We start from the raw sequence: 24856 nt of genomic DNA, 5'->3' as shown, positions 1-24856 counted from the left end.
CGCGAGCAGCGCCGTCCCCTCGGGGGCTGAGGCCGGACACGACAAGTCCAGTGGACTTGCCATGCCTGCCGAAGAGCAGCCGCTGTGTCGGCTGCGCGGTCTGCAAGACCGACCGGGCACGTCCGCGTTCAGCGTGGCGCGAGGGGGCGAGGGGCGGCATCATCTCAGCGCAGCAGGGCCAGCAACATGAGGCGGGCCTTGTCCCAATCCCGGCGCACGGTGCGCTCCGTCAGGCCCAGCACCTCGCCGATCTCGACCTCGGTGTAGCCGCCGAAGTAGCGCATCTCGACCACCTGCGCCAGGCGCGGCTCCACGGCCTGCAGCGAGGCCAGCGCCTCGTGCACCTTCAGCACCTCGTCCTGGCCTTGCGGCTGCTCGCCTTCGATGCGCGTGTCCAGCGTCAACGCCTCGCCGGCCCCGCTGCCCTCGCGGCGGCGCAGCGTGTCGACGATGAACTCGCGCATGACGCGTGCCGCGTAGGCGAAGAACTCGCGCCGGTTCTCCGGCTTCAGGCGCTGGCTGCGCGCCAGGCGCAGGTAGCTTTCGTGTACCAGCTGCGTGGTGTGCAGGCCGCCGGCATGGCCGCCGCCGTCGCGCAGCCGGGTGCGCGCGAGTTCGCGCAGCGCCGGGTAGGCGGTCGCGAACAGCGCGTCCTGTGCACCGGCTTCACCGGCGTTGACGCGGGCGATCAGCGCATCGACTTCGTGCTCGTCCATGCCTGCATCTTGCCGCACTCCGCGTGAACAGGCCCTAAGCTGTCACCCATGGTGACGCCCGAACTGCCTGCCGACGAAGACCGCCGCCTGGCCCGCCTGGCCGCGCTGGCGGTCATGGACAGCGAGCCCGAGCCGCTGTTCGACCACATCACCGCGCTGGCCGCGCAGATCTGCGGCACGCCGGTGGCGCTGCTGGGCCTGCTGGACGAGCGCCGTCAATGGTTCAAGGCCGCCGTGGGCATCGGCCGCAGCGAGACCCCGCGAACGCAGACGTTCTGCGCGCATGCGCTGTTGTCGGACGGGCTGTTCGAGGTCAACGACGCGCGGCTGGACGAGCGCTTCAGGAATCACCCCGACGTGCTGGCGAACCCTTCGCTGCGCTTCTACGCGGGCGTGCCGATCCGGCTGGATGACGGCAGCCACCCGGGCACGCTGTGCGTCGTGGACTTCCAGGCACGCCAGCTCAGCGACGCGCAGCGCGAGGCGCTGACGCGGCTGGCCGGCGCCGCCGCCGAGGCGCTGATGATGCGTGAGCGCGCCCTGGCGCGCGCCGCGCCCGACGAGCCGTCGTTCCATGCGCTGGCCGAGGTGGCGCCGCTCGGCATCTTCCGTGCCGACGCGGCGGGCCAGGTCACCTACACGAATGCGAGCTGGCAGCGCATCTACGGTGTGGCGGGCGAGGCCGGCCTCGGCGCTGGCTGGATGTCGATGGTCGAGCCCGAGGATGCGGCCGCGGTGCGCCAGCAGTGGCAGCGCTGCGTCGAGCAGCGGCTGCCCTTCGAGATGCGCTACCGCCTGCGCCGCGGCGGCGGGCCGCGCCAGGTCTGGGCGCGGGCGCGTCCGGTGCTGTGCGGCGAGGGCGTGCTGCGCTGCTTCGTCGGCATCGTCGAGGACGTGACGGAGCGCATCAGCGTCGAGCGCGAGCTGCGCGACAGCCGGGCCCTGCTGGACCGCACGGGCCGCCTGGCGGGCATCGGCGGCTGGAGCCTGGACCTGCAGACCGAGGAGCTGGTCTGGAGCGACCAGGTCTGCCGCATCCTTGACCTCCCGCCCGGCCACCGGCCCACGCTGCAGGAGGCGTTCGGCTACTACAAGGACGAGGCGCGCCCGGCCATCGAGTCGGCCGTGCAACGCGGCATCCAGCATGGCGAGGGCTGGAGCCTGGAGCTGCCGCTCATCACCGCCAAGGGCCGCGAGATCTGGGTGCTGGCGCAGGGCCAGGTCGACTGGCAGGACGGCGTGCCCGTGCGGCTGGTGGGGGCGTTCCAGGACGTCACGGAGCAGCACCGCGCCGCCATCGAGCTGGAGCAAAGCCGCCAGCGGTTGCGCGTGCTGTACGAGTCCACGCCGGCGCTGATGCACTCGGTGGACGCGGGCGGCCGGCTGCTCAGCGTGTCGGACCGCTGGCTGGAGCGCCTGGGCTACCAGCGCCCGCAGGTCATCGGCCGGGCGCTGGAAGACTTCATGACACCCGAGTGCGCGCAGCAGGTGCGCGAGATCGACCGCCCGGCCCTGTGGCGCGACGGCCAGCTCAGCGACCGCCCGGTGCAGCTCATCTGTGCCGACGGCAGCCTGCGCGACGTGCTGGTCTCGGCCGTCGCCGAGTACGACGCCCAGGGCCGGCCGCTGCGCGCGCTGGCGCTGGTGGACGACATCACCGACGACCTGCGCTACCGCGCCGAGCTGGCCCAGGAGCAGCAGATGCGCCGCCAGACCGAGCGCCACGTTCAGGAGCTGGACCAGTTGCTCAGCGAGCGCTCCGAGATGCTGGACGTGCTGGCGCACGAGGTGCGCCAGCCGCTGAACAATGCCAGCGCCGCCTTGCAGAGCGCCGCGGCCAGCCTGGCCGGGCGCGGTGAGCGCCAGGCGCAGGAGCGGCTCACGCGCGCGCAGGCCGTGCTGGGCACGGTGCTGGCCGGCGTGGACAACACGCTGGCCGCGGCCAGCCTGCTGGCCGGCGGTGGCAGCGTGGCGCGGCTGGACACCGACATCGACACGTTGATCGCCGTGACCATCGCCGACCTGCCGCGCGAGCAGCGCGACCGCATCGTGCTGCGCCGCCACACGGCCACGCGCACGGCGCTGATGGACATGAGCCTGCTGCGCCTGGCGCTGCGCAACCTGCTGTCCAACGCGCTGAAGTACTCGCCCGGCGCGACGCCGGTGACGCTGCACGTGATGGACTTCGACGAGCCCGCGGCGCTGCAGTTCGAGGTGGTCGACGCCGGCCCCGGCATCTCGCGCGAGCTGTTGCCGCGGCTGTTCACGCGCGGCGCCCGCGGCGGCACCGGCACCGAGGCGGCGCACGGCCTGGGCCTGTACATCGTGCGCCGCGTGATGGACCTGCACGGCGGCAGCGCGGAGATGGTCCGCACCGGATCACTCGGAACCGTGATGCGCTTGACACTCCCGCAGGCGGGCTGAGGCGCCACCGGCTTCCGCACCAGCGCCGGGCACCGCTAGACTTTTGCTGCCCGCGGCTCCAGCGACCCGACACGATGCATTGCCAGCCCCACAGCGTTCCTTCCCGCGCCGATGGCGCGTGCCGACCCGGAGCGGCTGCGTGAAGGCGCCGTTGAGCCTGCGCAGCCAGCTCGGCCTGGTGCTGGGTGGACTGGGGCTGGCCGTCCTGGCGCTGGTCGGGGGCTACCTCGGCAACGTCGCCACCACCGAGCTCTACACCGCGCAGCAGGCCGCCGTGCGCGCCACCGCGCAGTCCGCGGCCGAGATGCTGGCCAACCAGTTGCGTGACCGCGAGCGCGAGATCGAGCTGCTCAGCGTCGCGCCGCATCTCGCCGAGGGTTCGCTGAGCGCCAGTCACACGCGCGCCGCGCTGGACCGCCGCCAGGCCCTGCATGACGAGTACGCCTGGATGGGCGTCGTGGACGCCGACGGCCTCGTGCTGCAGGCCACGGGCGGCCTGCTGATGGGGCGCTCGGTCGCTCAGCGCGACTGGTTCGTCGCCGCGCGCGAGCGCGTCTACGTGGGCGACGTGCACGAGGCCAAGCTGCTCGCGACCATGCTGCCGGCGGCGCCCAACGGCGAGCCCACGCGCTTCATCGATTTCGCCGCCCCCATCCGCGATGCCGAGGGGCGCCTGCGCGGCGTCGTCGGCGCCCATGCGCACTGGCGCTGGGTCACCGGCATCGTCGACGGTGCCGCACGCCGCCTGCACCCCGACAGCGGCATCGAAGCCCTCATCCTGGACCGCCAGGGCCGCGTGCTCTACCCCGAGGCCATGAAGGTCGCCCAGGCTGCCGGTGAGGTCGTGCTGCCGACGACGCTGGTCAACGGGCGCTTCGAAGGGCCCCTGCGCTTTGGCGACGGCAAGGACTACCTGACCAGCGAGGCCCCGTTGTATGCCCGCTCCAACGCCGAGCTGGGCTGGCGGATCCTGGCGCGTCAGCCGATGGAGCAGGCCATGCGGCCCGTGCGCGACCTGCAGCGCGACCTGCTGGTGCTGGGTGTGCTCGCGGCCGCGCTGCTGGCGCTCGCGGCGCTGCTGCTGGCGCGGCGCGTCAGCCGGCCGGTGCAGGAACTGGCGCACATCGCCAGGCGCGTGGAGAGCGAGCGCGTCATGCCGGACTTCCCGGCCGAGCCCGCCGTGAGGGAGCTGGCCACGCTCAGCGACGCGATGCAGTCCATGGCCAGCTCGCTGCTGGACACCGAGCAGCGCCTGCAGCGCACGAATGCCGCGCTGCAGAGTCAGGTCGAGCAGCGCACGGCCGAGCTGCAGGCGGCCCATGCGGCGCTGGAGAACCTGGCCATGCGCGATGCGCTGACGAGCCTGCACAACCGCCGCAGCCTGGACGCACGCCTGGTCGAGGCGCAGGCGCTGTACCTGCGCTATGGCCGTCAGAACGGCCGCGTGCACGGCCTGCTGCTGATCGACGTGGACGACTTCAAGCAGGTCAGCGACCGCTTCGGCCACCTGGCCGGCGACGCCGTGCTGCGCCAGCTCGCCGCACTGCTTCACAGCACCGTGCGCGTCACCGACGTGGCGGCCCGCTTCGGCGACCAGCAGTTCGCCGTGCTGCTGCCCGGGCTGGCCGGACCGCTGGAGGCCGTCATGGCCGCGGAGAAGATACGCACCCAGGTCGAGCAGGCCGATTTCGGCGCGGTGGGGCACATGACGGTCAGCATCGGTGCCAGCCTGGCTACGCCCGAGGACGCCGACGCGCACACGCTGGTCGCCCGCGCCGAAGCGGCGCTGCACGAGGCCAGGAACGGGGGGCGCAACGCGGTGGTGCTGAAGGCCGCGGACGCCTGAGCGCGGTGGCGTGCGTCGGCGGTCACAACGCCCCGACAGCGTCACTCCAGAATTCCCCGCAGCGGCATGCCGGCGCGGCTTTTAGTCTGCCGGGCATGTCCGATGCCGCCCAGATTCCCCCTCCCACGCCGTTCAGCGAAGACGGCTGGCGGCGGCTTGCCGACGCCTTGCAGGCCGCCTGCGGGCTGGCCGTGCCGGCGGCCAGCGCCGTGCAGGTCGCCGCGCGCCTGACGCCGCGGCTGCGCCGGCTGGGCCTGGACGCCTTCGACGACTACCTGCCGCTGCTGCGGGCCGAGACCGAGCTGCAGGCGGCGCTGGACCTGCTGACCGAGCCGCAGGCCGGGTTCTTCCGCGAGCCGGTGCAGTTCGAGCTGCTGGAGTCGGCATTCAGTCATTTGCGGCCCGCGCGGCCGCGGCTGTGGAGCGCGGCCGCGGCGTCGGGCGACGAGGCCTACAGCCTGGCGATGCTGCTGGCCGACCTGCAGAGCGCCGGCCGCATCGGCGCCGACTGGCGGGTGCTGGGCACGGACGCCAGCGAGCGCCGCGTGCGCACCGCGGCCGAGGGCCTCTATCCCGTCGCGCGGATGCGCCAGGTCGGCGCCGCGCGGTTGCGCAGCCATGTCGTGGGCAACGGGACGTCGGGCCTCGTGCAGGTGCAGGCGGCACTGCGCGAGCGCGTGCACTTCGAGCGCCACGACCTGCGCGTGCCGCTGCATGGCCGCCAGTGTTTTGACGCGATCTGGCTGCGCCAGGTGCTGGCCTACTTCGATGCGGCCACGCGCCGGGGCGTGCTGGCCCAGGTGCTGGCGCGCCTGCATCCGGGCGGGCTGTTCTTCGTGGGCGCGGCCGAGCAGCACCTCGTCACGGCGACCGGCCTTCAGGCGCTGGGCGGCGGCGTGTTCAGGAAGACCTAGATCAATTGCAGCGGCGCGCGGAACACGTAGCCCACGCGGGACTTGCTCTGCAGCGGCACCAGCGTGGGCGTGGCGCGCTCGATGCGGCGGCGCAGGCGGTAGATCGTGGCCGACAGGCCGTCGTCGGTTTCGCCTTCGGCCACTTCGCGGCCGAGACGGTTCAGCAGCGCCTCGCGTGTGACGGGTTCCCCCCCGGCCTGGGCAAAGCACTCCAGCAGCTGGCGGTCGGCCTCGCTGAGCTGGATGCGTGTGCCGTCCGGCACGACCAGCTCGCCGCTGGCGCGATCGAGTTTCCACACCGCGTCTGCTGCCGAAGGCTTGGCGACGCGTCGCTGCACCGCGGCGATCGCGAGCGCCACCTGCTCGAACTGCACGGGCTTGACGAGGTACATGTCGGCACCGGCCGTGATGACCTCGCGGAAGACTTCGGCGCCCAGGCGGCCCGAGACGACGACGATGCCGGCGTCGGTGCGGCGGCGCAGGATCTTGATGAGCTCCACGCCGTTGACGCCGGGCAGCATCAGGTCGACCAGGTAGAAGTCGAAGGCGAACGCCTCCGGCGCCGCCAGCAGTGCATTGCTGTCGTCGAAACGGCTGACCGTGATGCCTTGCTCCTGGAGGAACTGCGCCAGGAATTCGGAGTACTCCGCGTCGTCGTCGATCAGGGCGAGGGATTTGGGCTGCATGTTCTAGGGGGCGCAGGGGTCAACCACGAAGTTTGCCGCATGACTGGGCCGTCAGTCGCTGCCAGGCGCGGCCTACCGCACGCTTCCGTTCGTTTGCCGCAGGTTGCAGGTCATAAATGATTGACACTAGCTGTGCGCCGTGAGAAATCAAGCTGCCCTGAGTGGCAGGAGGAGACCACGATGGCCGAGGATGCGCAAGACGCGGGTCCGGAAAAACCGGACGAACTGGGCTGGTTGCTGCCGGGCCAGCGCGTTGCGCCGGCCGAAGCGCTGCGCCGCATCCAGGCCCTGTGCAGCGCGCGACCCGATCTCTTCGCCGCGATGTTCCTGGTGCTGGCCACGCACCAGGACCTGCCGAAGGACATGCTCGCCGCGGCGATCAAGCAGTTCCGCACCGACCTCGATGCCTACACGCGTGATGACGTGTCGAGCCTGCTGACGGCGATCTGGAACGGCGGCCGCAGCGGCTTCGACGCGGTGCTGCGCACGCGTGCCGGCGCCCCCAAGAAGGGCGCGGCCGGGCTGTCCTGGGTCAGGGAGTGAGGCTCAGGCCTTCAGGCCCAGCGCCTGCCAGCCCTCGTGGCCGAGCTTGTCCAGCGTCGCGAGGTTGTTCTCGTAGATGGACGCCGTGTCCGGCATGGACTCGACGGCCCGCGAGATGCTCTCCTCGCGCAGCAGGTGCAGCGTGGGGTAGGGCGAGCGGTTGGTGTAGTTGGCCACGTCGTCGGGCTCGCTGTCGCCGAACTGGTAGCCGGGGTGGAAGTCCGCGATCTGCAGGATGCCGTCGAGCTTCAACTCCTCCACCAGCGCGTCGGCGGCGTCGAGGAAGTCGTTGAAGTCCAGGAAGTCCGTCAGCACGCCCGGGTGGATGACCAGCGTGGTGTCGACGTCCTCGGGGTCGGCGCGGTTCAGCGCCAGCAGCTCGCGGGCCAGGTCCTTCAGCAGCGCCTCGGGGTCGGTCGCGTCGCTGACGACGTAGCGGATGCGCTCGTTGACGTGCACCGCCTTCGCGAACGGGCACAGGTTCAGGCCGATGACGGCCTTGACGACCCAGTCGCGGGTGTCCTGGATGATTTGGTCGTGATTCATGTCAGTTCTCTTTGGGCCGAGCGCTGGGCCGCTCCCGAGCCGGCCCGTTGGGCGATGTGCTGGCGGCTCGATGCCGCAAGCATCGCCGTCCCCTCGGGGGCTTCGGCCGGACACATTGAGCCCAGTGGGCTCGATGTGCCTGCCGAAGCGCTGCGGCCACTGGCCGTTGCGCGGTCCCGGCTGGGCACGCCCGCGTTCAGCGCGGCGTGGCCGCACGAGGGGCCAACCAAGCCTCTGCCATGCGCACCCACATGGAGCCGCCCAGCGGAATCAAGTCGTCGTTGAAGTCGTAGCTGGGGTTGTGCAGCGTGCACGGGCCCAGGCCGTGGCCGCCGGTGCGGTGCTCGCCGTCGCCGTTGCCGATCAGGAAGTAGCAGCCGGGCTTGTCCAGCAGGTAGTAGCTGAAGTCCTCGGCGCCCATGGTGGGCTCGAACTCCTGCACGTTGTCACTGCCCACCATGTCGGTCAGCACGCGGCGCACGAACTCGGTCTCCGCCGGGTGGTTGATCGTCGGCGGGTAGTTGCGGCGGAACTCGAACTCGGCGGTCAGCTCGAAGGCGCCGGCCAGTTGTTCCGTCATGTCCTTCATGCGGCGCTCCAGCAGGTCCAGCAGCTCCAGCGTGAAGGTGCGAACCGTGCCTTCCATGACGACGGTGTCGGGCACGACGTTGGTGGCCTCGCCCGCATGGATCATCGTCACCGAGATGACGCCCGGGTCGATGGGGCGCTTGTTGCGGCTGATGATGGTCTGGAAGGCCGTGACGAGCTGGCAGGCCGCGGGCACGGGGTCGAAGCCCAGGTGCGGCATCGCGGCGTGCGAGCCCTTGCCCTTGAGCGTGATCTTGAATTCATTGCTGCTCGCGAACACCGGGCCGCTCTTCAGCGCGAACTGGCCGGCCTTCATGCCGGGCCAGTTGTGCGCGCCGAACATGGCCTCCATCGGGAACTTCTCGAACAGGCCGTCCTTGATCATCTCGCGCGCGCCGCCGCCGCCTTCCTCGGCCGGCTGGAACACCAGGTAGACCGTGCCGTCGAAATTGCGGTGCTGGGCCAGGTGCTTGGCCGCGGCCAGCAGCATGGCGGTGTGGCCGTCGTGGCCGCAGGCGTGCATGCGGCCGAGGTACGAGCTGGCGTGCGGGAACTGGTTGCGCTCCGTCATCGGCAGCGCGTCGATGTCCGCGCGCAGGCCCACGGCGCGGTCCGATGTGCCGTTCTTGACGATGCCCACCACGCCCGTCGTGCCCAGGCCGCGGTGGACGGGGATGCCCCAGTCCGTCAAGGCCTTGGCGATGACGTCGGCGGTGCGCTGCTCGTGGAAGCAGAGCTCCGGGTGCTTGTGCAGGTCGCGACGCAGCGCCGTGATCTCGGGGGCGTCGGCGAGGATGGTGTCGATGAGCTTCATGAGGGTGACTTCAGGCCGCGGTGAGAGGCGCAGTTTAGGATTGCGGCCGTGAACCTGCGTCGCAACCTCCGCGGCTGGCTCTTCTGGCTGGCCCTGCTGCTCCCCCTCGCGCAAGCGATGGCCGGGGTGCACGCGTTGTCGCACGTCACCGGCGAACGCTCCGATGACCGCATCGCGCACCTGGTTCACTGCGACCTGTGCCTGACCGCTGCCGACCTGGCCGGTGGTGCGCCGGCTGCCGAGCCCGGCCCGCTGCCTGACAGCGTCGCCGGCGAGGTGCGGGCCGTCGCGCCGCTGGCGGCCGATGTCGAGCGCGCCGCCGTCTGGCGCCGCCAGGCCCGCGCGCCGCCCGCTTCCGCCTGAACTCCAAGCTGTTTCCCGCGCGCCGACGGCGTGCGGGCCCTTGCGTTTTCCTGCGGAAGTCTTCCCATGCGTTCCTTTGCCCTGGCGCCCATCGCGGCCGCCTGTTTTCTCTCGTTGGCGGCCCACGCCGATCCCGCGCCCACCGAATCGCTCGACAAGGTCGTCGTCACCGGCAACCCGCTGAAGAGCCAGGTGCTGGCCCAGCCCAGCGACTCGCTGTCCGGTGACCAGCTCGTGCTGACCCGCGCCGCCAACCTCGGCGACACGCTGCAAGGCCTGCCCGGCGTCGCCGCCACCAACTTCGGCCCCAATGCCAGCCGGCCCAGCATCCGCGGGCTGGACGGCGACCGGGTGCGCATCCTGAACAACTCGGGCGCGTCGGTGGACGCCTCCAACCTCAGCTTCGACCACGGCGTGGCCATCGACCCGCTGGTCATCGACAAGGTCGAGGTGCTGCGCGGCGCGGCGGCGCTGCTGTACGGCGGCAACGCGGTGGGCGGCGTCGTCAACACGCTGGACAACCGCATCCCGCGCGTGTTCACGCCTGGCCTGAGCGGCGCGGCCGAGGTGCGGCTGGGCGGCGCCAGCAACGACAAGAGCGGCGCCGTGGTGCTGGACGGCGGCACGGGCCGGGCGAATGCGGGTTTCGGCTGGCACGTCGACCTGGCCGGCCGCGACGCCGACGACCAGCGCGCGCCGCGCTTCAGCAGCCCGACCGACGACGGGGTCGAGAGCCGCACCACGGTGCGCAACTCCGCCGCGAAGAGCCACGGCGGCGCGGTGGGCGGCTCGGTGTTCTTCCAGGGCGGCTTCGCCGGCGTGTCGTTGGACGACTACCGCACCAACTACGGCACCACGGCCGAGGCCGACGTGACCATCCGCATGCAGCGCCAGCGCCTGGCCACGGCCGGCGAATGGGCCACGGCGGACGGCCCCATCCACCGCGTCAGCTGGCAGCTCAGCCGCAACCGCTACGAGCACCAGGAGGTGGGCGGTGGCGGCGAGATCGGCACGACCTTCAAGAGCACCGGCACCGATGGCCGGCTGGAGGTGGAGCACGCGCCCATCGACGCCGGCTGGGGCCCCGTCAAGGGCCTGGTCGGCCTGCAGACCGAGCTGCTGAACTTCTCGGCGTTGGGCGAGGAAGCCTTCGTGCCGAGCACGCGCACGCGCAACACCGGCGTCTTCGTGCTGGAACAGACGCGTCTGGGTGGCGTGGACTGGTCGGCCGGCGGGCGCGTGGAGCAGGTGCGGGTGGACTCCGACGGTGGCGACCGCTTCGGCGCCGCGCAAGGGCGCCGTTTCACGCCCAAGAGCCTGGCGTTCAGCGGTGTGCTGCCGCTGGCCGAGGGCTGGAGCGCCAGCGCCAACCTGAACCGCACCGAGCGTGCGCCGGCGTATTACGAGCTGTTCGCCAGCGGCCTGCACCTGGCCAGCGCGGCCTTCGAGCAGGGTGACGCGACGCTGGGCGTGGAGCGTGCCAAGGGGCTGGACCTGGGCCTGAAGTGGGAGTCGTCGCAGGCACACGTGCACCTGAACGTCTACGAGACGCGCTTCGACAACTACATCGCGCTGCAGGCCAATGGCACCATGGTGCCGGACGGCGACGGTGGCACGGTGCCGTTCTACGCCTTCCACGGCGTGCCGGCCCGGCTGCGCGGCGTGGAGCTGGAGGCGCGCTGGCAGGTGCTGCCGATGTTGGCGCTGCTGGGTCAGATGGACGCGGTGCGCGGGGACAACCGCGCCACCGGGGAGCCGCTGCCGCGCCTGTCGCCGCTGCGCGCGATGCTGGGACTGGAGGCCAAGCAGGGCGACTGGTCGGGCACGCTGCAGTGGCGCGGCGCCGCGCGCCAGGACCGCGTGGCTGCGTTCGACACGCCGACCGCCGGCTACGGCACCGTGCGCCTGAGCCTGGCGCGCCAGCTGCACTGGGACGGCACGGACGCGATCTGGTACCTCAAGCTCGACAACCTGGGCAACAAACTGGCCTACAACGCCACCGCCGTGCCGACGATCCGCGACCTGGCCCCGCAGCCGGGCCGCTCCGCCAGCACCGGCCTGCAGGTGCGCTTCTGAGTTGAGCCACCCAGCCCCGTGTAAATCCGGGGCCTGGGCGGGCTGGCCAGCGGGCACCATGGGGCGCCCGTTGGTGCGTAGGCCCGAAACTTGCTGCATCGACGAGGCGCATATGGAGCCAAGATGCAGACGCCTTTCGACGAAATGAACGCGCTGGCCGCACAGAGCCAGTCGCAGGTGCAGGGTGGGAGCCGGCAGGCCAGCGGCCCTGGCGTGCGCGCCCACTACGAGGCCTACGCCCGCTGGCTGGCCGAGCAGCCCGAGAGCCTGATGCGCGAGCGGCGCGAGCAGGCCGAACTGATCTTCCGCCGCGTGGGCATCACCTTCGCCGTCTACGGCGACAAGGATTCCGGCGAGGGCACCGAGCGGCTGATCCCGTTCGACCTGATCCCGCGCGTCATCCCGGCGGCCGAATGGACCTCGATGCAGGCGGGCCTGGCCCAGCGCGTCACGGCGCTGAACCGCTTCATCCACGACGTGTACCACGGCCAGGAGATCCTGAAGGCCGGCATCGTGCCCGCCGACGAGATCCTGAACAACGCGCAGTTCCGCCCCGAGATGATGGGTGTGGACGTGCCCGGGGGCGTCTACAGCCACATCGCCGGCGTCGACATCGTGCGGGCCGGCCACGCCGACGGCAGCGGCCAGTACTACGTGCTGGAAGACAACCTGCGCGTGCCCAGCGGCGTGAGCTACATGCTGGAGAACCGCAAGATGATGATGCGGCTGTTCCCCGAGCTGTTCGTGCAGCACCGCATCGCGCCGGTGGCGCACTACCCTGACCTGCTGCTGGACACGTTGCGCAGCGTCGCGCCGCCCGGGGTGTCGGACCCGACCGTCGTCGTGCTGACGCCGGGCATGTACAACTCGGCCTACTTCGAGCACGCCTTCCTGGCGCAGCAGATGGGCGTGGAGCTGGTGGAAGGGCAGGACCTGTTCGTCGACGGCGGCTTCGTCTACATGCGCACCACGCGCGGCCCCAGGCGCGTGGACGTCATCTACCGCCGGCTGGACGACGATTTCCTCGACCCCAAGGTCTTCCGTGCCGATTCGCAGCTTGGCTGCGCGGGCCTGGTGGACGCGTACAAGGCCGGCAAGGTGACGCTGTCCAACGCCATCGGCACCGGCATCGCGGACGACAAGTCCATCTACCCCTATGTGCCGAAGATGATCGAGTTCTACCTCGGCGAGAAGCCCATCCTGCAGAACGTGCCGACCTACGTGTGCCGCGACAAGGACGACCTGGCCTACACGCTGGCGCACCTGTCCGAACTGGTGGTGAAGGAAGTGCACGGCGCCGGCGGCTACGGCATGCTCGTCGGCCCCGCGGCGACGAAAGCCGAGGTGGAGGCGTTCCGCGCGCAGCTGATCGCCAACCCGAGCAACTACATCGCCCAGCCGACGCTGTCGCTGTCGACCTGCCCCACGTTCGTCGAGTCGGGCATCGCGCCCCGTCACATTGATCTGCGACCCTTCGTGCTGTCGGGAGACACCGTGCGCATGGTGCCGGGCGGGCTGACGCGGGTGGCGCTGAAGGCCGGGTCTCTCGTGGTCAACAGCAGCCAGGGCGGCGGGACCAAGGACACCTGGGTGCTGGAAGACTGAGGGAGAAGACCAAGATGCTTTCTAGAACCGCCGATCACCTGTTCTGGTTCAGCCGCTACATCGAGCGGGCCGAAAACACGGCACGCATGCTGGATATCGCGTACCAGACCTCCCTGCAGCCGCAGTCGGCCGAGGCCTCCGAGCAGTCGTGGCGCAGCCTGGTGTCCATCTCCGAGCTCAACAGCCTGTACGGCACCAAGTACCCGGCGATCAACGGCCGCAGCGTCATGGCGTTCATGGTGGCCGACGAGGCCAACGCGTCGTCCATCTACAACTGCCTGCGCGCCGCGCGCGAGAACGCCCGGGCGGTGCGCGGCTCGCTGACCACCGAGGTCTGGGAGACGATGAACCAGACGTGGCTGGAGTTCTGCAAGCTGTTGCGCGAGGGCGCGCTGACCCGCGACCCCTCCGCGCTGTTCGAGTGGGTGAAGTACCGCAGCCACCTGTCGCGCGGCGTGACCGTGGGCACCATGCTGCAGGACGAGGCCTTTCACTTCCTGCGCATCGGCTCGTTCCTGGAGCGGGCCGACAACACCGCCCGGCTGCTGGACGTGAAGTTCTATCGCCACGAAGGCGACACCTCCACCGATCCCGATGCTGCGCGCGACTTCTACTACTGGTCCGCCGTGCTGCGCTCGGTCTCGGGTTTCGAGATCTACCGCAAGGTCTACAGCAATGTCATCCAGCCGGACAAGGTGGCCGAGCTGCTGATCCTGCGCCCCGACATGCCGCGCTCGCTGTCGCACTGCGTCACGCGCATGCTGGCCAACCTCAGGCGCGTGGCCAATCCCCAGTCGGGCGAGACGCTGCGTCGCGTCGGGCGGCTGGAGGCCGAGCTGGCCTTCGGCCGCATCGACGAGATCCTCGCCACGGGGCTGCACCCGTTCCTCGATGGCTTCCTGGCCGAGGTCGGTGACCTCGGCGCGGGCATCAGCCGCGATTTCCTCGTTCCTTCGACTTCAGACACGCCATGACTACGTACCCACAGCAGGCCGAGCGCCGGGCCGCCCCAAGCCGGCCTGCATCCCCTCGGGGGATCGGCCGACGTACCCGTTGGACGAGGGGCTGACATGTCCATCCACGTCGCCCTCAAACACGTCACGCGCTACAAGTACGACCGGCCGGTCCACCTCGGCCCGCAGGTCGTTCGCCTGCGCCCGGCGCCGCATTGCCGCACGCCGGTGCTGTCGTACTCGCTGACCGTCGAGCCGGCCCATCACTTCCTCAACTGGCAGCAGGACCCGTTCGCCAACTACCTCGCGCGGCTGGTCTTCCCCGAGAAGACGACCGAGTTCACCGTCACGGTGGACCTGGTCGCCGAGATGGCGGTCTACAACCCGTTCGACTTCTTCCTGGAGCCGCACGCGCAGACCTTCCCGTTCGCGTACGACGAGTCCCAGCGTGCCGAACTGGCACCCTACCTCGTCACCGAGCCGGCCACGCCGCTGGTGGCCGAGTACCTGAAGACCATCGACCTCAAGCCCCAGGTCACCATCGACTTCCTCGTGGCGCTGAACCAGAAGGTGCAGCACCGCGTCTCGTACCTGATCCGCATGGAGCCCGGCGTGCAGACGCCCGAGGAGACGCTGGAGAAGGCCTCCGGCTCCTGCCGCGACTCCGGCTGGCTGCTGGTGCAGCTGATGCGCCACCTCGGTCTGGCGGCACGCTTCGTGTCGGGCTACCTGATCCAGCTGACGCCCGACGAGAAGGCGCTCGATGGCCCCAGTGGCACCGAGGTCGACTTCACCGACCTGCATGCCTGGTGCGAGGTCTTCCTGCCCGGCGCCGGCTGGATCGGCCTGGACCCGACCTCGGGCCTGCTGGCCGGCGAAGGCCACATCCCGCTGGCCGCCACGCCCACGCCCGGCAGCGCCGCGCCCATCAGTGGCGCCGTGGACGAGAGCGAGGTCGAGTTCGAGCACGAGATGGGCGTCACGCGCATCTACGAATCGCCGCGCGTCACCAAGCCGTACAGCGACGAGCAGTGGGCCGAAGTGCTCAAGCTGGGCGAACAGGTCGACCGCGAGCTCGTGGCCGGCGACGTGCGGCTGACGATGGGTGGCGAGCCCACCTTCGTGGCCATCGACGACCGCGACGCGGGCGAGTGGAACACCGAGGCGCTGGGCCCGACCAAGCGCCTGTACGCGCAGCAGCTCACGCACCGGCTGCGCGACGAATACGGGCAGGGCGGCTTCCTGCATTTCGGCCAGGGCAAGTGGTACCCGGGCGAGCAGCTGCCTCGCTGGGCGCTGTCGATCTGCTGGCGGGCGGACGGCCAGCCCTGCTGGCGCAACCCCGACTGGTTCGCCGACGAGAGCGAGGGCCTCAACTACACCAGCGACGACGCCCAGATCTTCATGGCCGCGCTCACCAGGCGGCTGGGCGTGACCGACGCGCACGTGCAGCCCGGCTACGAGGACACCTTCTACTACCTGTGGCGCGAGCGTCGCCTGCCGGTCAACGTCGACCCGTTCGATTCGCGGCTGGACGATGAGATGGAGCGCGCGCGGCTGCGCCGCATCTACGAGCAGGGGCTGGCGCACGTCGTCGGCTACGCGCTGCCGCTCAAGCACAGCGAGGACGGGCCCGCGCTCGGCGGCCACCGCTGGCAGACGGGGCCGTGGTACTTCCGCGATGAGCGCTTGTACCTCTTCCCCGGCGACTCGCCGATGGGCTGGCGACTGCCGCTGGATTCGCTGCCCTGGGTGGGCAAGGGCGACTTCCCGCACCTGATCGAGCAGGACCCGTTCGCCCCGCGCGGCATGCTGCCTGCGGCGGCCACGCTGCGCGGGCAGACGATGGGCGTCACCACAGCCGGCCCGACGGCCGGGCTGCTGCGTGGCGCACCCACCGTCGGCGCCAGCGTTGGCGTCGGTTCAGGCCCCGGTGCGGCCGGCGCCGCCCCGGCCCGCTTCGAGAGTGCCCGCGGCCTCACGCGCACGGCCCTGTGCGTCGAGGCCCGCGACCCGCGCCGCGCCAACGGCCCCAAGGCGGAGCGCCAGGGCAAGGCCAGTGGCGTGCTGTACGTCTTCATGCCGCCGTTCGAAAAGCTGGAGCACTACCTGGAGCTGCTGGCGGCCATCGAGACCACCTGCGAGGACACCGGCTACAAGATCGTGCTGGAGGGCTATCCGCCGCCGCGCGACCCGCGCCTGAAGCTGCTGCAGGTCACGCCCGACCCCGGCGTCATCGAGGTCAACATCCACCCGGCACACAACTGGCGCGAGCTGGTCGAGCACACCGAATTCCTCTACGAAGCCGCGCGCCTCACGCGGCTGTCGAGCGAGAAGTTCATGATCGACGGCCGCCACAGCGGCACCGGCGGCGGCAACCACTTCGTGCTCGGCGGCGCCACGCCGGCGGACTCGCCCTTCCTGCGCCGGCCCACGCTGCTCGCATCGCTGCTGGCCTACTGGCACAACCACCCCGCCTTGAGCTACCTGTTCAGCGGCCTCTTCATCGGCCCCACCAGCCAGGCGCCGCGCGTGGACGAGGCGCGCAACGACCAGCTGCGCGAGCTGGAGATCGCCCTCGGCGAGATCCACAAGGCCAGCGCCAGCTACGGCGAGACCATGCCGCCCTGGGTCGTCGACCGCACGCTGCGCAACGTGCTGGTGGACGTGACCGGCAATACCCACCGCAGCGAGTTCTGCATCGACAAGCTCTACTCGCCCGACTCGGCGACCGGGCGGCTCGGCCTGCTGGAGCTGCGCGCCTTCGAGATGCCGCCGCATGCGCGCATGAGCATCGCGCAGCAGCTGCTGCTGCGTGCGCTGGTGGCGCGTTTCTGGAAGACGCCGTACCGCGCGCCGCTGGTCCGCTGGGGCACCGAGCTGCACGACCGCTGGCTGCTGCCGCACTTCGTGCAGGAGGACTTCGCCGACGTCATGCAGGACATGAACGAGGCCGGCTACGCGTTCGATGCCGCCTGGTTCGCGCCGCACTACGAGTTCCGGTTTCCCAAGTTCGGCGAGTTCGCCGCGCGCGGCGTGCAGGTCACGCTGCGCAGCGCGCTGGAGCCCTGGCATGTGATGGGCGAGGAAGGCTCGTCCGGCGGCACCGCGCGCTACGTCGACTCGTCGCTGGAGCGGCTGGAGGTGCACGTCAGCGGCCTGGTGGACACCCGCCACCGCGTGACGGTCAACGGCGTGGCGCTGCCGCTGCAGCCCACCGGCCGCGTCGGCGAGTACGTGGCCGGCGTGCGCTACCGCGCCTGGCTGCCGCCCTCGGCACTGCACCCGACCATCGGCATCCACGCGCCGCTGACCGTGGACCTCGTCGACACCTGGCAGAACAAGAGCCTGGGCGGCTGCCGCTACTTCGTCGCCCACCCGGGCGGGCGCAACTACGAGACGCTGCCCATCAACGCCTACGAGGCCGAAAGCCGCCGCCTGTCGCGTTTCGTCGCGCTGGGCCACACGCCCGGCAGGGTCGTGGTCGGCGAGCCGCAGCGCAGCCTGGAGTTCCCGTTCACGCTGGATCTGCGCAAGGTGGGTTGAGCGGATGCGCATCGAAATCGAACCCGGCATCCGCCTCTTCGTCGACATCGAAGGCCTCGGCCACGTGCCCGACGGCCTGGCGCTGCGCGAGAAACCCACGCTCGTGCTCATCCATGGCGGCCCGGGCTTCGACCACACGGCGTTCCGGCCGTTCTTCAGCCGCTTCGCCGACCTCTGCCAGATCGTCTACTTCGACCAGCGCGGCCATGGCCGCAGCGACGCGCGACCGCTGGGCGAGTGCCGGCTGGACACGCTCGCCGACGATGTCGTGCGCCTGTGCGACGCGCTGGGCGTCGTGAAACCCATCGTGCTGGGCCAGAGCTTCGGCGGCTTCGTCGCGCAGCGCTACCTGGCGCGGCACCCGGCGCATCCGCGCAAGGTCGTGCTGTCCAGCACGTCGCACCACTTCGGCCTGGAACGCAAGGTCCATCACTTCGGCCGCCTGGGCGGGCCCGCGGCCGCGCAGGCCACGCGCGACTTCTGGGAGCGCCCGGGCGCCGACACCTGGGCAGCGTACGAAACCCATTGCCGCCATCTCTACAACACCCGGCCCAAGCCCCCCGGCGCGGGCGGCTGGATGATGTTCAACCCCGAGATCCTGTTCGAGCACACGCGCACCGAACTGCCCGGCATGGACCTGCGCCCGGGCCTGGCGAACGTGCAGTGCCCGGTGCTCGTCATGGCGGGCGAGGAAGACCCCGTCACGCCGCCCGAGGATGCCGGGGAGATCGTCGCGGCGCTGCCGGCGCCGTGGCGTGCCGGCTTCGAGCGCTTTCCCGGCGCTGGCCACGGTGCCTGGCGGGACGACCCCGAGGCGGCGGAACGCGTGCTGCGCGCCTTCCTGGCATCCTAGGCGTTGCGGCCTGGTCCGCCGGCACGGGCGGCGCAGACCTTGCTTGACAATGCTTCTCCCCCTGACGGCGCCGCATGACCGACTCGACCCTTCCCGCCCATGACTGAGCTGACGCCCAGCCAGTGGAGCCTGCTCCCCGACGAGCCCGGGGAGCCCGCCACGCCGGACCCGCTGTCGCTTGCCGCTTCGGCCGCGCTGCGCAGCCGCGACGGGCACTTCTACGAGCTGACCGGCCAGGTCAACCACCCGGGCGAACCGCAGGCCGGCCTGGCAGAACGCTGGCAGCGCTTCTTCGCGGCGGGCGGCGCGGCCGGCTGGCAGGAACTCAGCGCCAAGGCGCTGCGCGTGCAGCGCCGCGTGCTGGAAGACGGCGCCAGCTACAACGTGCACAGCGACGGCCCGCCGTTGCCCGGCCAGGGCGACCAGGAGAGCGCGCCGCTGGCCCGCCACTGGCCGCTGGAACTGCTGCCCATGCTCATCGCGCCCGACGAGTGGCGCGACATCGAGTCGGGCATCGTGCAGCGCGCCCGCCTGCTGAACGCGGTCATGGCCGACACCTACGGCGAGCGCCGGCTGCTGCAGCAAGGCCTGCTGCCGGCTTCGCTGGTGCTGGCCCACCCGCAGTACCTGCGCGCCATGCACGGCAGTCGGCCGCCGGGTGGCGTGCACCTGCACGTGCTGGCGTTCGACCTGACGCGCTGCGCCGATGGCCACTGGTGGGTGGTGGGCCAGCGCACGCAGGCCGCGTCCGGCCTGGGCTATGTGCTGGAGAACCGCCTCATCATCGCCCAGCAGTTCCCGGAGGCCTTCCGGCAGATGGCCGTGCAGCGGCTGGCCGCGAGCTACCGCGACCTGATGCAGTCGCTGATGCGGCTGTCGCCGGCCGGCGAGCGCAGCCGCGTCGCGCTGCTGACACCGGGGCCACGCAACGAGACCTATTTCGAACAGGCCTTCCTGGCGCGCTACCTGGGCATCACGCTGGTCGAAGGCGCGGACCTGACCGTGCGCGCCGACAAGGTCTACCTGAAGACGCTGACCGGCCTGGAGCGCGTGCACGTGCTGCTGCGCCGCGTGGACGACACCTGGCTGGACCCGCTGGAGCTGCGCCCGGACTCCATCCTGGGCGTGCCGGGGCTGTTGCAGGCCGCGCGGTCCGGCGAGGTCGTCATCGCCAACTCGCCCGGCGCGGGCTGGCTGGAAAGCCCCGGCCTGACGGCCTTCTGGCCCGGCGTGGCCGAGAGCCTGCTGGGCGAGGAGTTGACGCTGCCCGCCATCCAGAGCTGGTGGTGCGGCGAGGAAAGCGCCTGGCGCACGTTGCGGCCGCGCCTGGCGCAGTTCATCGTCGTGCCGACCTTCTCGGCCAGCAGCACCACGCGCAGCTTCGGCCCCATCGTCGCGGCGGAGCTGAACGACGGGCAGTTGCGCGAGCTGGCCGAGCGCATCGACGCCGACCCCACGGCCTACACGCTGCAGGCGCGCGTGAAGCCCACCAAGCAGCCCGTGTGGACGCGCGGCGCGCTGGAGCCGCGCGTGGCCGTGCTGCGCGTGTTCGCGATGACGGACGGCCACGGCGGCTGGACCGTGCTGCCCGGCGGCCTCACCCGCGTCGCCCCCAAGCGCGACCCGCTGGCCGATGCCTGGCTGTCCATCCAGCGCGGCTCCTTGAGCGCCGACACCTGGGTGATGACCGATGGCGAGGTCGACGCGACCACGCTGCTGCCGCAGCCGCTGCAGGCCACCGACCTGCGCGACGTGCACTGGACCGTCACCAGCCGCGCCGCCGAGAACCTGTTCTGGCTGGGCCGCTACACCGAGCGGGCCGAGAACAGCGCGCGCCTGGCGCGCCATGTCATCGAGGCCAGCGTGATGGTGCAGCGCGGCGCCATGCCGCCGCCCATGCTGCCGCTGCTGGACACGCTGGCGCGCAAGCACGGCCTCGTCGGCGCGGCGGCGCCCGAGGCCGCCGACGACCCGCGCGGCTTCGAGCGCGCCTTGCTGGCCGCGCTGCTGCCCGGTTCGGGCGCCACCAGCGTGGGCTGGAACCTGCGCGCGCTGCAGACCTGCGCGCAGGCCCTGCGCGAGCGGCTGTCGCCGGAATCCTGGCGGCTCATCCACGAAACGGCGGCGCAGTTCGAGCAGCACCTGCGCGCCGTGCTGGACCGCCCCGGCCCGGCGGCACCGGTGACCGACGTGCTCAACGTGCTGGCCCGTGCCGACACCCACCTGGCCGCCATCACCGGCGGTCAGACCGACCGCATGACGCGCGACGACGGCTGGCGGCTGCTGTCCATCGGCCGGCAGATCGAGCGCCTGTCCTTCCTGGCCGACGTGCTGGCCGAATCATTCGCTCAGGACCTGGCCCTCACCGAGGATGGCTTCGCGCTGCTGCTGGGGGTGTTCGACTCGACCATCACCTACCGCGCGCAGTTCCAGGCGCGCCGCGAGGCCCCGCCGCTGCTGCACCTGCTGCTGCACGACACCGACAACCCGCGCTCGCTGGCCTGGGTGGCGCGCACGCTGCGCGACCGCTTTGCCAAGCTGGCGCGGCACGATCCGCTCACGCAGGACTGGGCGGCCGACGTCACGGCGATGCTGCCGCAGCCGCTGGCCTGGCCGCTGGCCGACATCGCCGCCAACCCCGCCGCGCTGGTGGAACACCTGCACCGCAGCGTCGATGAGGTGACCGAGCTGTCCAGCCTCATCAGCCAGCGCTATTTCGCCCATGTCATCGGCGCCGAGCAGAGGGTGTGGCAATGAGCGCGGTACGGCTCGCCGTCCATCACGTCACCGAGTACACCTACGACGCCTCGGTGGAATGGGCCTACCACGCCGCCTGCCTGGCGCCGCGCGACACGCCGTGGCAGGCCGTCAGCGGCTGGCGGCTGACCATCGACCCGCTGCCCGATGGCTGGGGTGTCGAAGGGCTGGAACTGGATGCGGCGGAACTCGCGCGCCACCTGCGCCGCGACCCCTGGGGCAACCGCCACCTGAGCTTCGGCCATGCACGCGTGCACGAGAAGCTGGTGGTGGACAGCCGCTTCGTCGCCGAGCTGTCGCGGCGCCCGCTGCCCGACCCGACGAGCGGTCCGGCCTGGGAGGGCGTGGCCGCCAGCCTGCGCTACCGCGCCGGCCGCGAGCTGCAGCCCGCCGACGAGTTCGCGCTGGCGTCCACCTATGCCGCGCCCGATGCCACGCTGGCCGCCTATGCCCGCCGCGCCTTCTCGCCCGGTCGCACGCTGGCGGCGGGCGGGCTGTCGCTGATGCACCAGATCCGCGCCGACCTGCGCTACCTGCCGCACAGCACGACGGTGGCCACGCGCGCCGCCGACGCGCTCGCGCAGCGCAGCGGCGTGTGCCAGGATTTCGCCCACGTCTTCATCGCCGCCTGCCGCTCGCTGGGCCTGGCGGCGCGCTACGTGTCGGGCTACCTGCTGACGCGGCCGGCACCCGGGGCCACCAAGCTCGTCGGTGCCGACGCCTCGCATGCCTGGGCCGAGCTGTGGTGCCCCGAGCAGGGCTGGCTGGCGCTGGACCCGACCAACGCCGTCCCCGCGGGGCTGGACCATGTCACGCTGGCCTGGGGCCGCGACTATGCGGATGTGGCGCCGCTGCGCGGCGTGCTGCGCGGCGGCGGCGTGGCGACGCTGCGGGTGGGTGTGGCCGTCGAGCCCGTGGGCTGAGGCTCAGTCGCGGCCCAGCAGCGCGTTGATGCATTCGCCGATCTGCTCGGCGATGAATTCCTTGCGCAGCAGGTCGACGTGGGCCAGCGGCTCCACGGCTTCGTACAGCTCGTCGGTGAGATGGCCTGAGACGATCAGCACCGGCAGGTCGGCGCGCAGCTGCTGCATCGCGCGCACCACCTCCAGGCCCGACATCAGCGGCATGTCCTGGTCGGTGATGACAAGGGCCCAGTCGCGCGGCGCCGCCGCCACGGCGGCCAGCGCCGCGGCCGGTTCGGCGTGGGTCTGGACGACGTAGCCGAGTTGTTCCAGCAGGGCCGCCACCGTCAGGCGCAGCACCTCGTCGTCGTCCAGGTAGAGGATGCGCTCGCCGCGGCCGCGCGCGGCGGCGGGCGGGGCCTGCAGCGCGGGCTGCACCTCGCTGCAGGCGACCGCCGGCAGCCAGATCTCGAACAGGCTGCCGCGGCCGGGCGCCGAGCTGACCTCGATGCGCCCGCCATGCGCCGCGACGATGCCATGCACCATGGCCAGGCCCAGCCCCGTGCCCTGTCCGGCGGCCTTGGTCGAAAAGAAGGGCTCGAAGATGCGTTCGCGCACGGCCGCGTCCATGCCCGCGCCGTCGTCGCGCACCGCCAGGCGCGCCCAACGCTTGCCCACCGCGTCGGTCTGCACGTCCAGCGTCACCTCGAGATGCCCGCGCCCGGACGGCATGGCCTGGACCGCGTTGTTGCCCAGGTTGAGCAGCACCTGCTGCAGCTGTGTCGGCTCGGTGACGACGTGCAGGGGCTCCTCGGTCAGCCGGGGTTCCAGCGCGACGCCGGCCGGCAGCGTCACACGCAGCAGCGCCAGTGCCTCCTGCACCAGCGGTTGCAGCGGCAGCGCCTGCATGCCTTCGGTGGGTGGGCGGCTGAAGGTCAGCAGTTGCTGCACCAGCGTGCGGGCGCGCAGCGCGGCCTGGCGCATGCGCGCCAGGTGTTCCCGGCCGGGGTGGCCTTCGGCCAGCTCGGCCTCCAGCAGCGTCGAGCCGCCCAGCACGACGGCCAGCACGTTGTTGAAGTCGTGGGCGATGCCGCCGGCCAGCGTGCCCACGGCCTCCATCTTCTGGGCGTGGCGCAGCTGCGTCTCCAGACGCTGGCGCTCGGCGGCGGCCTCGATGCGGGAGGTGAGGTCGCGGATGATGACGCTGGCCAGCGGGCTGCCGTCCACGTCCTTGTAGACCATGGTGCTGACCTCGGCCTCGAACAGGCTGCCGTTGGCGCGTTTCATGCGCACCTGGCCGCGCGCGCGGCCGGTGGCGGTGCGCTGCGCGATGAGCGCCGCGACGCGTGGGTCGCCCAGGTCGAGGATGTCGGCACGCGGCGCGGCGACGAGCAGGGCCTCGCTGCGCCCCAGCATCTCGCAGGCGGCCGGGTTGGCGGCCAGCACGCCACCGCCGGGCCGCGAAGTGACCAGCGCGTCCAGGCTGTGCTCGAAGAGCTGGCGCAGGCGCGCTTCGCTGAGCTGGAGCAGGGCCTTCTCCTGCCCCAGCTTCGCCAGGCCCTCGCGCACGCGTATCTCTGCCTGGCGGCGTGCGCGGGCCAGGCCACCGGTCAGCGCGGCCAGCGATGCGGCGCAGACGAGACCGGCCGCCAGCAGCGCCAGCGTGCCCTCGGTGGCGTCTTCCCACCAGGCCTGCGGCGGTGGCGCGGCCTCGACGAGCCAGCGCCGGTCCGCCACCTGCAGCTCGAAGCGCAGCGCGTCGTCGCCCATCGCGGCCGCGGGGTCGCTGTCGTAGATCAGCGCCGGCCCGGGGGCGCCGCCGTCGGTGATGCGGACTTGGGCCGGCAGGGCCAGTTCGGCGGGCAGCGCGCTGCGCACCAGCTCACCGGTCCGGAAGGCGATGCCCACCACGCCGCTGGCCGCCGCGCGGCGCTCCGCGGCATTGGTGGGCAGGCGGTCGCCGCGGTAGGTGGCGGCGCGCACGACGACGCTGGTCAGCTCGGCATGGCGGGGCCGGTGTCGGTCGCGCGCGAGCAGCAGCGGCGGCGTGGCGATGAGGCCGCCGTCGGCGATGGCGCGGTCGATGGCCTGGCGGTAGCCCTGGCCGGGGTCGTAGAGGTCGTAGCCATCGGTGGTCGGGTCGGCCGGCAACTGGTGGCGCAGCAGCATGTACTCCGGCCGTTCGCCGGGGGGATGGATGTCGAAGTTCGGGTGGCCGGCGGGGTCGGCGCTGCGATCATTGCGCACGCGCTGCAGGTAGGCGGCGCGGCCGGCACCGTCCACGCGTTCGGCGACGAAGCTCAGCGTCAGCCCCGGGAAGCGGCTCGTGCCGAGCAGGTCGCCGGCATGGCGGGCGAAATGGGCATCATCCAGGGGCACCGGGCCGCTGGCCGCCAGCCGCAGCCCGGGCAGGATGTCGAGCTGGCTGCGCACGGCCGCCGTCAACGACAGCCGGAAGGCCTCGGTGCGGCGCTCGAACAGCGCACGCCGGTCCTCGGCGTTCACCGCCATGGACCAGGCCACCAGCACCAGCGTCAACGCCAGCGTGGCGGCAAACAGCAGGCCGGGCAATGCCCGGCGCACGAACGGCTCGGTGCTGGCAGCGATGGTGTCGTCTGGCATGGACGGTACAAGGGCCCCGACTCAGTCCTGGCCTTGCCAGGTCTAACGCCCTGAGTGGTCGTAGGGTGGGGCCATGATAGGCCCCAGGCGCGACCTGGCACG

17 protein-coding genes are annotated in these 24856 nt (G+C 71.6%); 12 read left to right on the top strand and 5 right to left on the bottom strand.

The genetic code is table 11. From position 1 onward, the window contains the following. Positions 1-164: 164 nt before the first annotated feature. The gene (locus tag ACO07H_RS20985) at positions 165-716 is read right to left on the bottom strand and encodes an ECF-type sigma factor (RefSeq protein ID WP_422017766.1); all 552 of its coding nucleotides are present in this window, start codon (positions 714-716) and stop codon (positions 165-167) included. Positions 717-764: 48 nt separating this feature from the next. On the opposite strand from ACO07H_RS20985, the gene ACO07H_RS20980 reads away from it, so the two are divergent. From ACO07H_RS20980 to ACO07H_RS20970, 3 genes are all read left to right on the top strand, one after another. Further along, positions 765-3140: a PAS domain S-box protein gene (locus ACO07H_RS20980; protein ID WP_422017764.1), complete on the top strand. Its 2376-nt coding sequence runs from the start codon at positions 765-767 to the stop codon at positions 3138-3140. A gap of 139 nt (positions 3141-3279) precedes the next feature. Further along, entirely contained in the window at positions 3280-4986 is a 1707-nt protein-coding gene (locus tag ACO07H_RS20975; protein ID WP_422017762.1) for a diguanylate cyclase, read from the top strand. A gap of 95 nt (positions 4987-5081) precedes the next feature. Then, positions 5082-5900: a CheR family methyltransferase gene (locus ACO07H_RS20970; protein WP_422017760.1), complete on the top strand. Its 819-nt coding sequence runs from the start codon at positions 5082-5084 to the stop codon at positions 5898-5900. Here the strand turns inward: ACO07H_RS20970 and ACO07H_RS20965 are convergent. Further along, a complete protein-coding gene (locus tag ACO07H_RS20965; protein ID WP_422017758.1) occupies positions 5897-6586 on the bottom strand; it encodes a response regulator transcription factor in 690 nt (229 codons plus the stop codon). The two genes, ACO07H_RS20970 and ACO07H_RS20965, sit on opposite strands and share 4 nt — an antisense overlap. A 180-nt stretch (positions 6587-6766) precedes the next feature. On the opposite strand from ACO07H_RS20965, the gene ACO07H_RS20960 reads away from it, so the two are divergent. Then, positions 6767-7129: a hypothetical protein gene (locus ACO07H_RS20960; protein WP_422017756.1), complete on the top strand. Its 363-nt coding sequence runs from the start codon at positions 6767-6769 to the stop codon at positions 7127-7129. 3 nt (positions 7130-7132) lie between these two features. Here ACO07H_RS20960 and ACO07H_RS20955 read toward each other — a convergent pair whose 3' ends face one another. Next, entirely contained in the window at positions 7133-7675 is a 543-nt protein-coding gene (locus ACO07H_RS20955) for a DUF1415 domain-containing protein (RefSeq protein WP_422017754.1), read from the bottom strand. 196 nt (positions 7676-7871) lie between these two features. Further along, complete coding sequence (locus ACO07H_RS20950) at positions 7872-9077, bottom strand: M20 aminoacylase family protein (protein ID WP_422017752.1); 1206 nt, start codon at positions 9075-9077, stop codon at positions 7872-7874. A 48-nt stretch (positions 9078-9125) separates the two neighbouring features. Here ACO07H_RS20950 and ACO07H_RS20945 point away from each other — a divergent pair, with 48 nt between their 5' ends. The 8 genes from ACO07H_RS20945 to ACO07H_RS20910 all read left to right on the top strand — a co-directional run bounded on the left by ACO07H_RS20945 (position 9126) and on the right by ACO07H_RS20910 (position 22153). Then, complete coding sequence (locus tag ACO07H_RS20945; protein ID WP_422017750.1) at positions 9126-9440, top strand: hypothetical protein; 315 nt, start codon at positions 9126-9128, stop codon at positions 9438-9440. 66 nt (positions 9441-9506) lie between these two features. After that, positions 9507-11516, top strand: coding sequence for a TonB-dependent receptor (locus ACO07H_RS20940; protein ID WP_422017748.1), 2010 nt, complete (start codon positions 9507-9509; stop codon positions 11514-11516). A gap of 123 nt (positions 11517-11639) precedes the next feature. Beyond that, positions 11640-13121, top strand: coding sequence for a circularly permuted type 2 ATP-grasp protein (locus ACO07H_RS20935; RefSeq protein ID WP_422017746.1), 1482 nt, complete (start codon positions 11640-11642; stop codon positions 13119-13121). 14 nt (positions 13122-13135) lie between these two features. After that, positions 13136-14095 (top strand): alpha-E domain-containing protein, encoded by a 960-nt coding sequence (locus ACO07H_RS20930; protein WP_422017744.1) that lies wholly within the window; start codon positions 13136-13138, stop codon positions 14093-14095. Between the two features lie 96 nt (positions 14096-14191). Next, the gene (locus tag ACO07H_RS20925) at positions 14192-17620 is read left to right on the top strand and encodes a DUF2126 domain-containing protein (protein WP_422017743.1); all 3429 of its coding nucleotides are present in this window, start codon (positions 14192-14194) and stop codon (positions 17618-17620) included. 4 nt (positions 17621-17624) lie between these two features. Further along, on the top strand, positions 17625-18473 hold the full coding sequence (locus ACO07H_RS20920) for an alpha/beta fold hydrolase (protein WP_422017741.1): 849 nt from the start codon (positions 17625-17627) through the stop codon (positions 18471-18473). Positions 18474-18572: 99 nt separating this feature from the next. Then, complete coding sequence (locus ACO07H_RS20915; protein ID WP_422017739.1) at positions 18573-21230, top strand: circularly permuted type 2 ATP-grasp protein; 2658 nt, start codon at positions 18573-18575, stop codon at positions 21228-21230. Continuing rightward, complete coding sequence (locus ACO07H_RS20910) at positions 21227-22153, top strand: transglutaminase family protein (protein WP_422017737.1); 927 nt, start codon at positions 21227-21229, stop codon at positions 22151-22153. Before ACO07H_RS20915 ends, ACO07H_RS20910 begins: the two co-directional genes overlap by 4 nt. A gap of 3 nt (positions 22154-22156) precedes the next feature. Here the strand turns inward: ACO07H_RS20910 and ACO07H_RS20905 are convergent, their stop codons facing one another. Continuing rightward, the gene (locus tag ACO07H_RS20905) at positions 22157-24754 is read right to left on the bottom strand and encodes an ATP-binding protein (protein WP_422017735.1); all 2598 of its coding nucleotides are present in this window, start codon (positions 24752-24754) and stop codon (positions 22157-22159) included. Between the last annotated feature and the right edge of the window lie 102 nt (positions 24755-24856).

The organism is Roseateles sp., assembly GCF_965229315.1.
GTDB lineage: Bacteria > Pseudomonadota > Gammaproteobacteria > Burkholderiales > Burkholderiaceae_C > Pelomonas.
The sequence above is the reverse complement of the archived record's forward strand: the minus strand, read 5'-3'. Positions and strand labels throughout refer to the sequence as shown.

Coding starts and splice junctions, on each gene's coding strand:
- ACO07H_RS20930 (WP_422017744.1), top strand. CDS start 13,136: ATGCTTTCTAGAACCGCCGATCACCTGTTCTGGTTCAGCCGCTACATC.
- ACO07H_RS20965 (WP_422017758.1), bottom strand. CDS start 6,586: ATGCAGCCCAAATCCCTCGCCCTGATCGACGACGACGCGGAGTACTCC.
- ACO07H_RS20950 (WP_422017752.1), bottom strand. CDS start 9,077: ATGAAGCTCATCGACACCATCCTCGCCGACGCCCCCGAGATCACGGCG.
- ACO07H_RS20910 (WP_422017737.1), top strand. CDS start 21,227: ATGAGCGCGGTACGGCTCGCCGTCCATCACGTCACCGAGTACACCTAC.
- ACO07H_RS20920 (WP_422017741.1), top strand. CDS start 17,625: ATGCGCATCGAAATCGAACCCGGCATCCGCCTCTTCGTCGACATCGAA.
- ACO07H_RS20925 (WP_422017743.1), top strand. CDS start 14,192: ATGTCCATCCACGTCGCCCTCAAACACGTCACGCGCTACAAGTACGAC.
- ACO07H_RS20980 (WP_422017764.1), top strand. CDS start 765: ATGGTGACGCCCGAACTGCCTGCCGACGAAGACCGCCGCCTGGCCCGC.
- ACO07H_RS20905 (WP_422017735.1), bottom strand. CDS start 24,754: ATGCCAGACGACACCATCGCTGCCAGCACCGAGCCGTTCGTGCGCCGG.
- ACO07H_RS20955 (WP_422017754.1), bottom strand. CDS start 7,675: ATGAATCACGACCAAATCATCCAGGACACCCGCGACTGGGTCGTCAAG.
- ACO07H_RS20985 (WP_422017766.1), bottom strand. CDS start 716: ATGGACGAGCACGAAGTCGATGCGCTGATCGCCCGCGTCAACGCCGGT.
- ACO07H_RS20960 (WP_422017756.1), top strand. CDS start 6,767: ATGGCCGAGGATGCGCAAGACGCGGGTCCGGAAAAACCGGACGAACTG.
- ACO07H_RS20940 (WP_422017748.1), top strand. CDS start 9,507: ATGCGTTCCTTTGCCCTGGCGCCCATCGCGGCCGCCTGTTTTCTCTCG.
- ACO07H_RS20915 (WP_422017739.1), top strand. CDS start 18,573: ATGACTGAGCTGACGCCCAGCCAGTGGAGCCTGCTCCCCGACGAGCCC.
- ACO07H_RS20970 (WP_422017760.1), top strand. CDS start 5,082: ATGTCCGATGCCGCCCAGATTCCCCCTCCCACGCCGTTCAGCGAAGAC.
- ACO07H_RS20935 (WP_422017746.1), top strand. CDS start 11,640: ATGCAGACGCCTTTCGACGAAATGAACGCGCTGGCCGCACAGAGCCAG.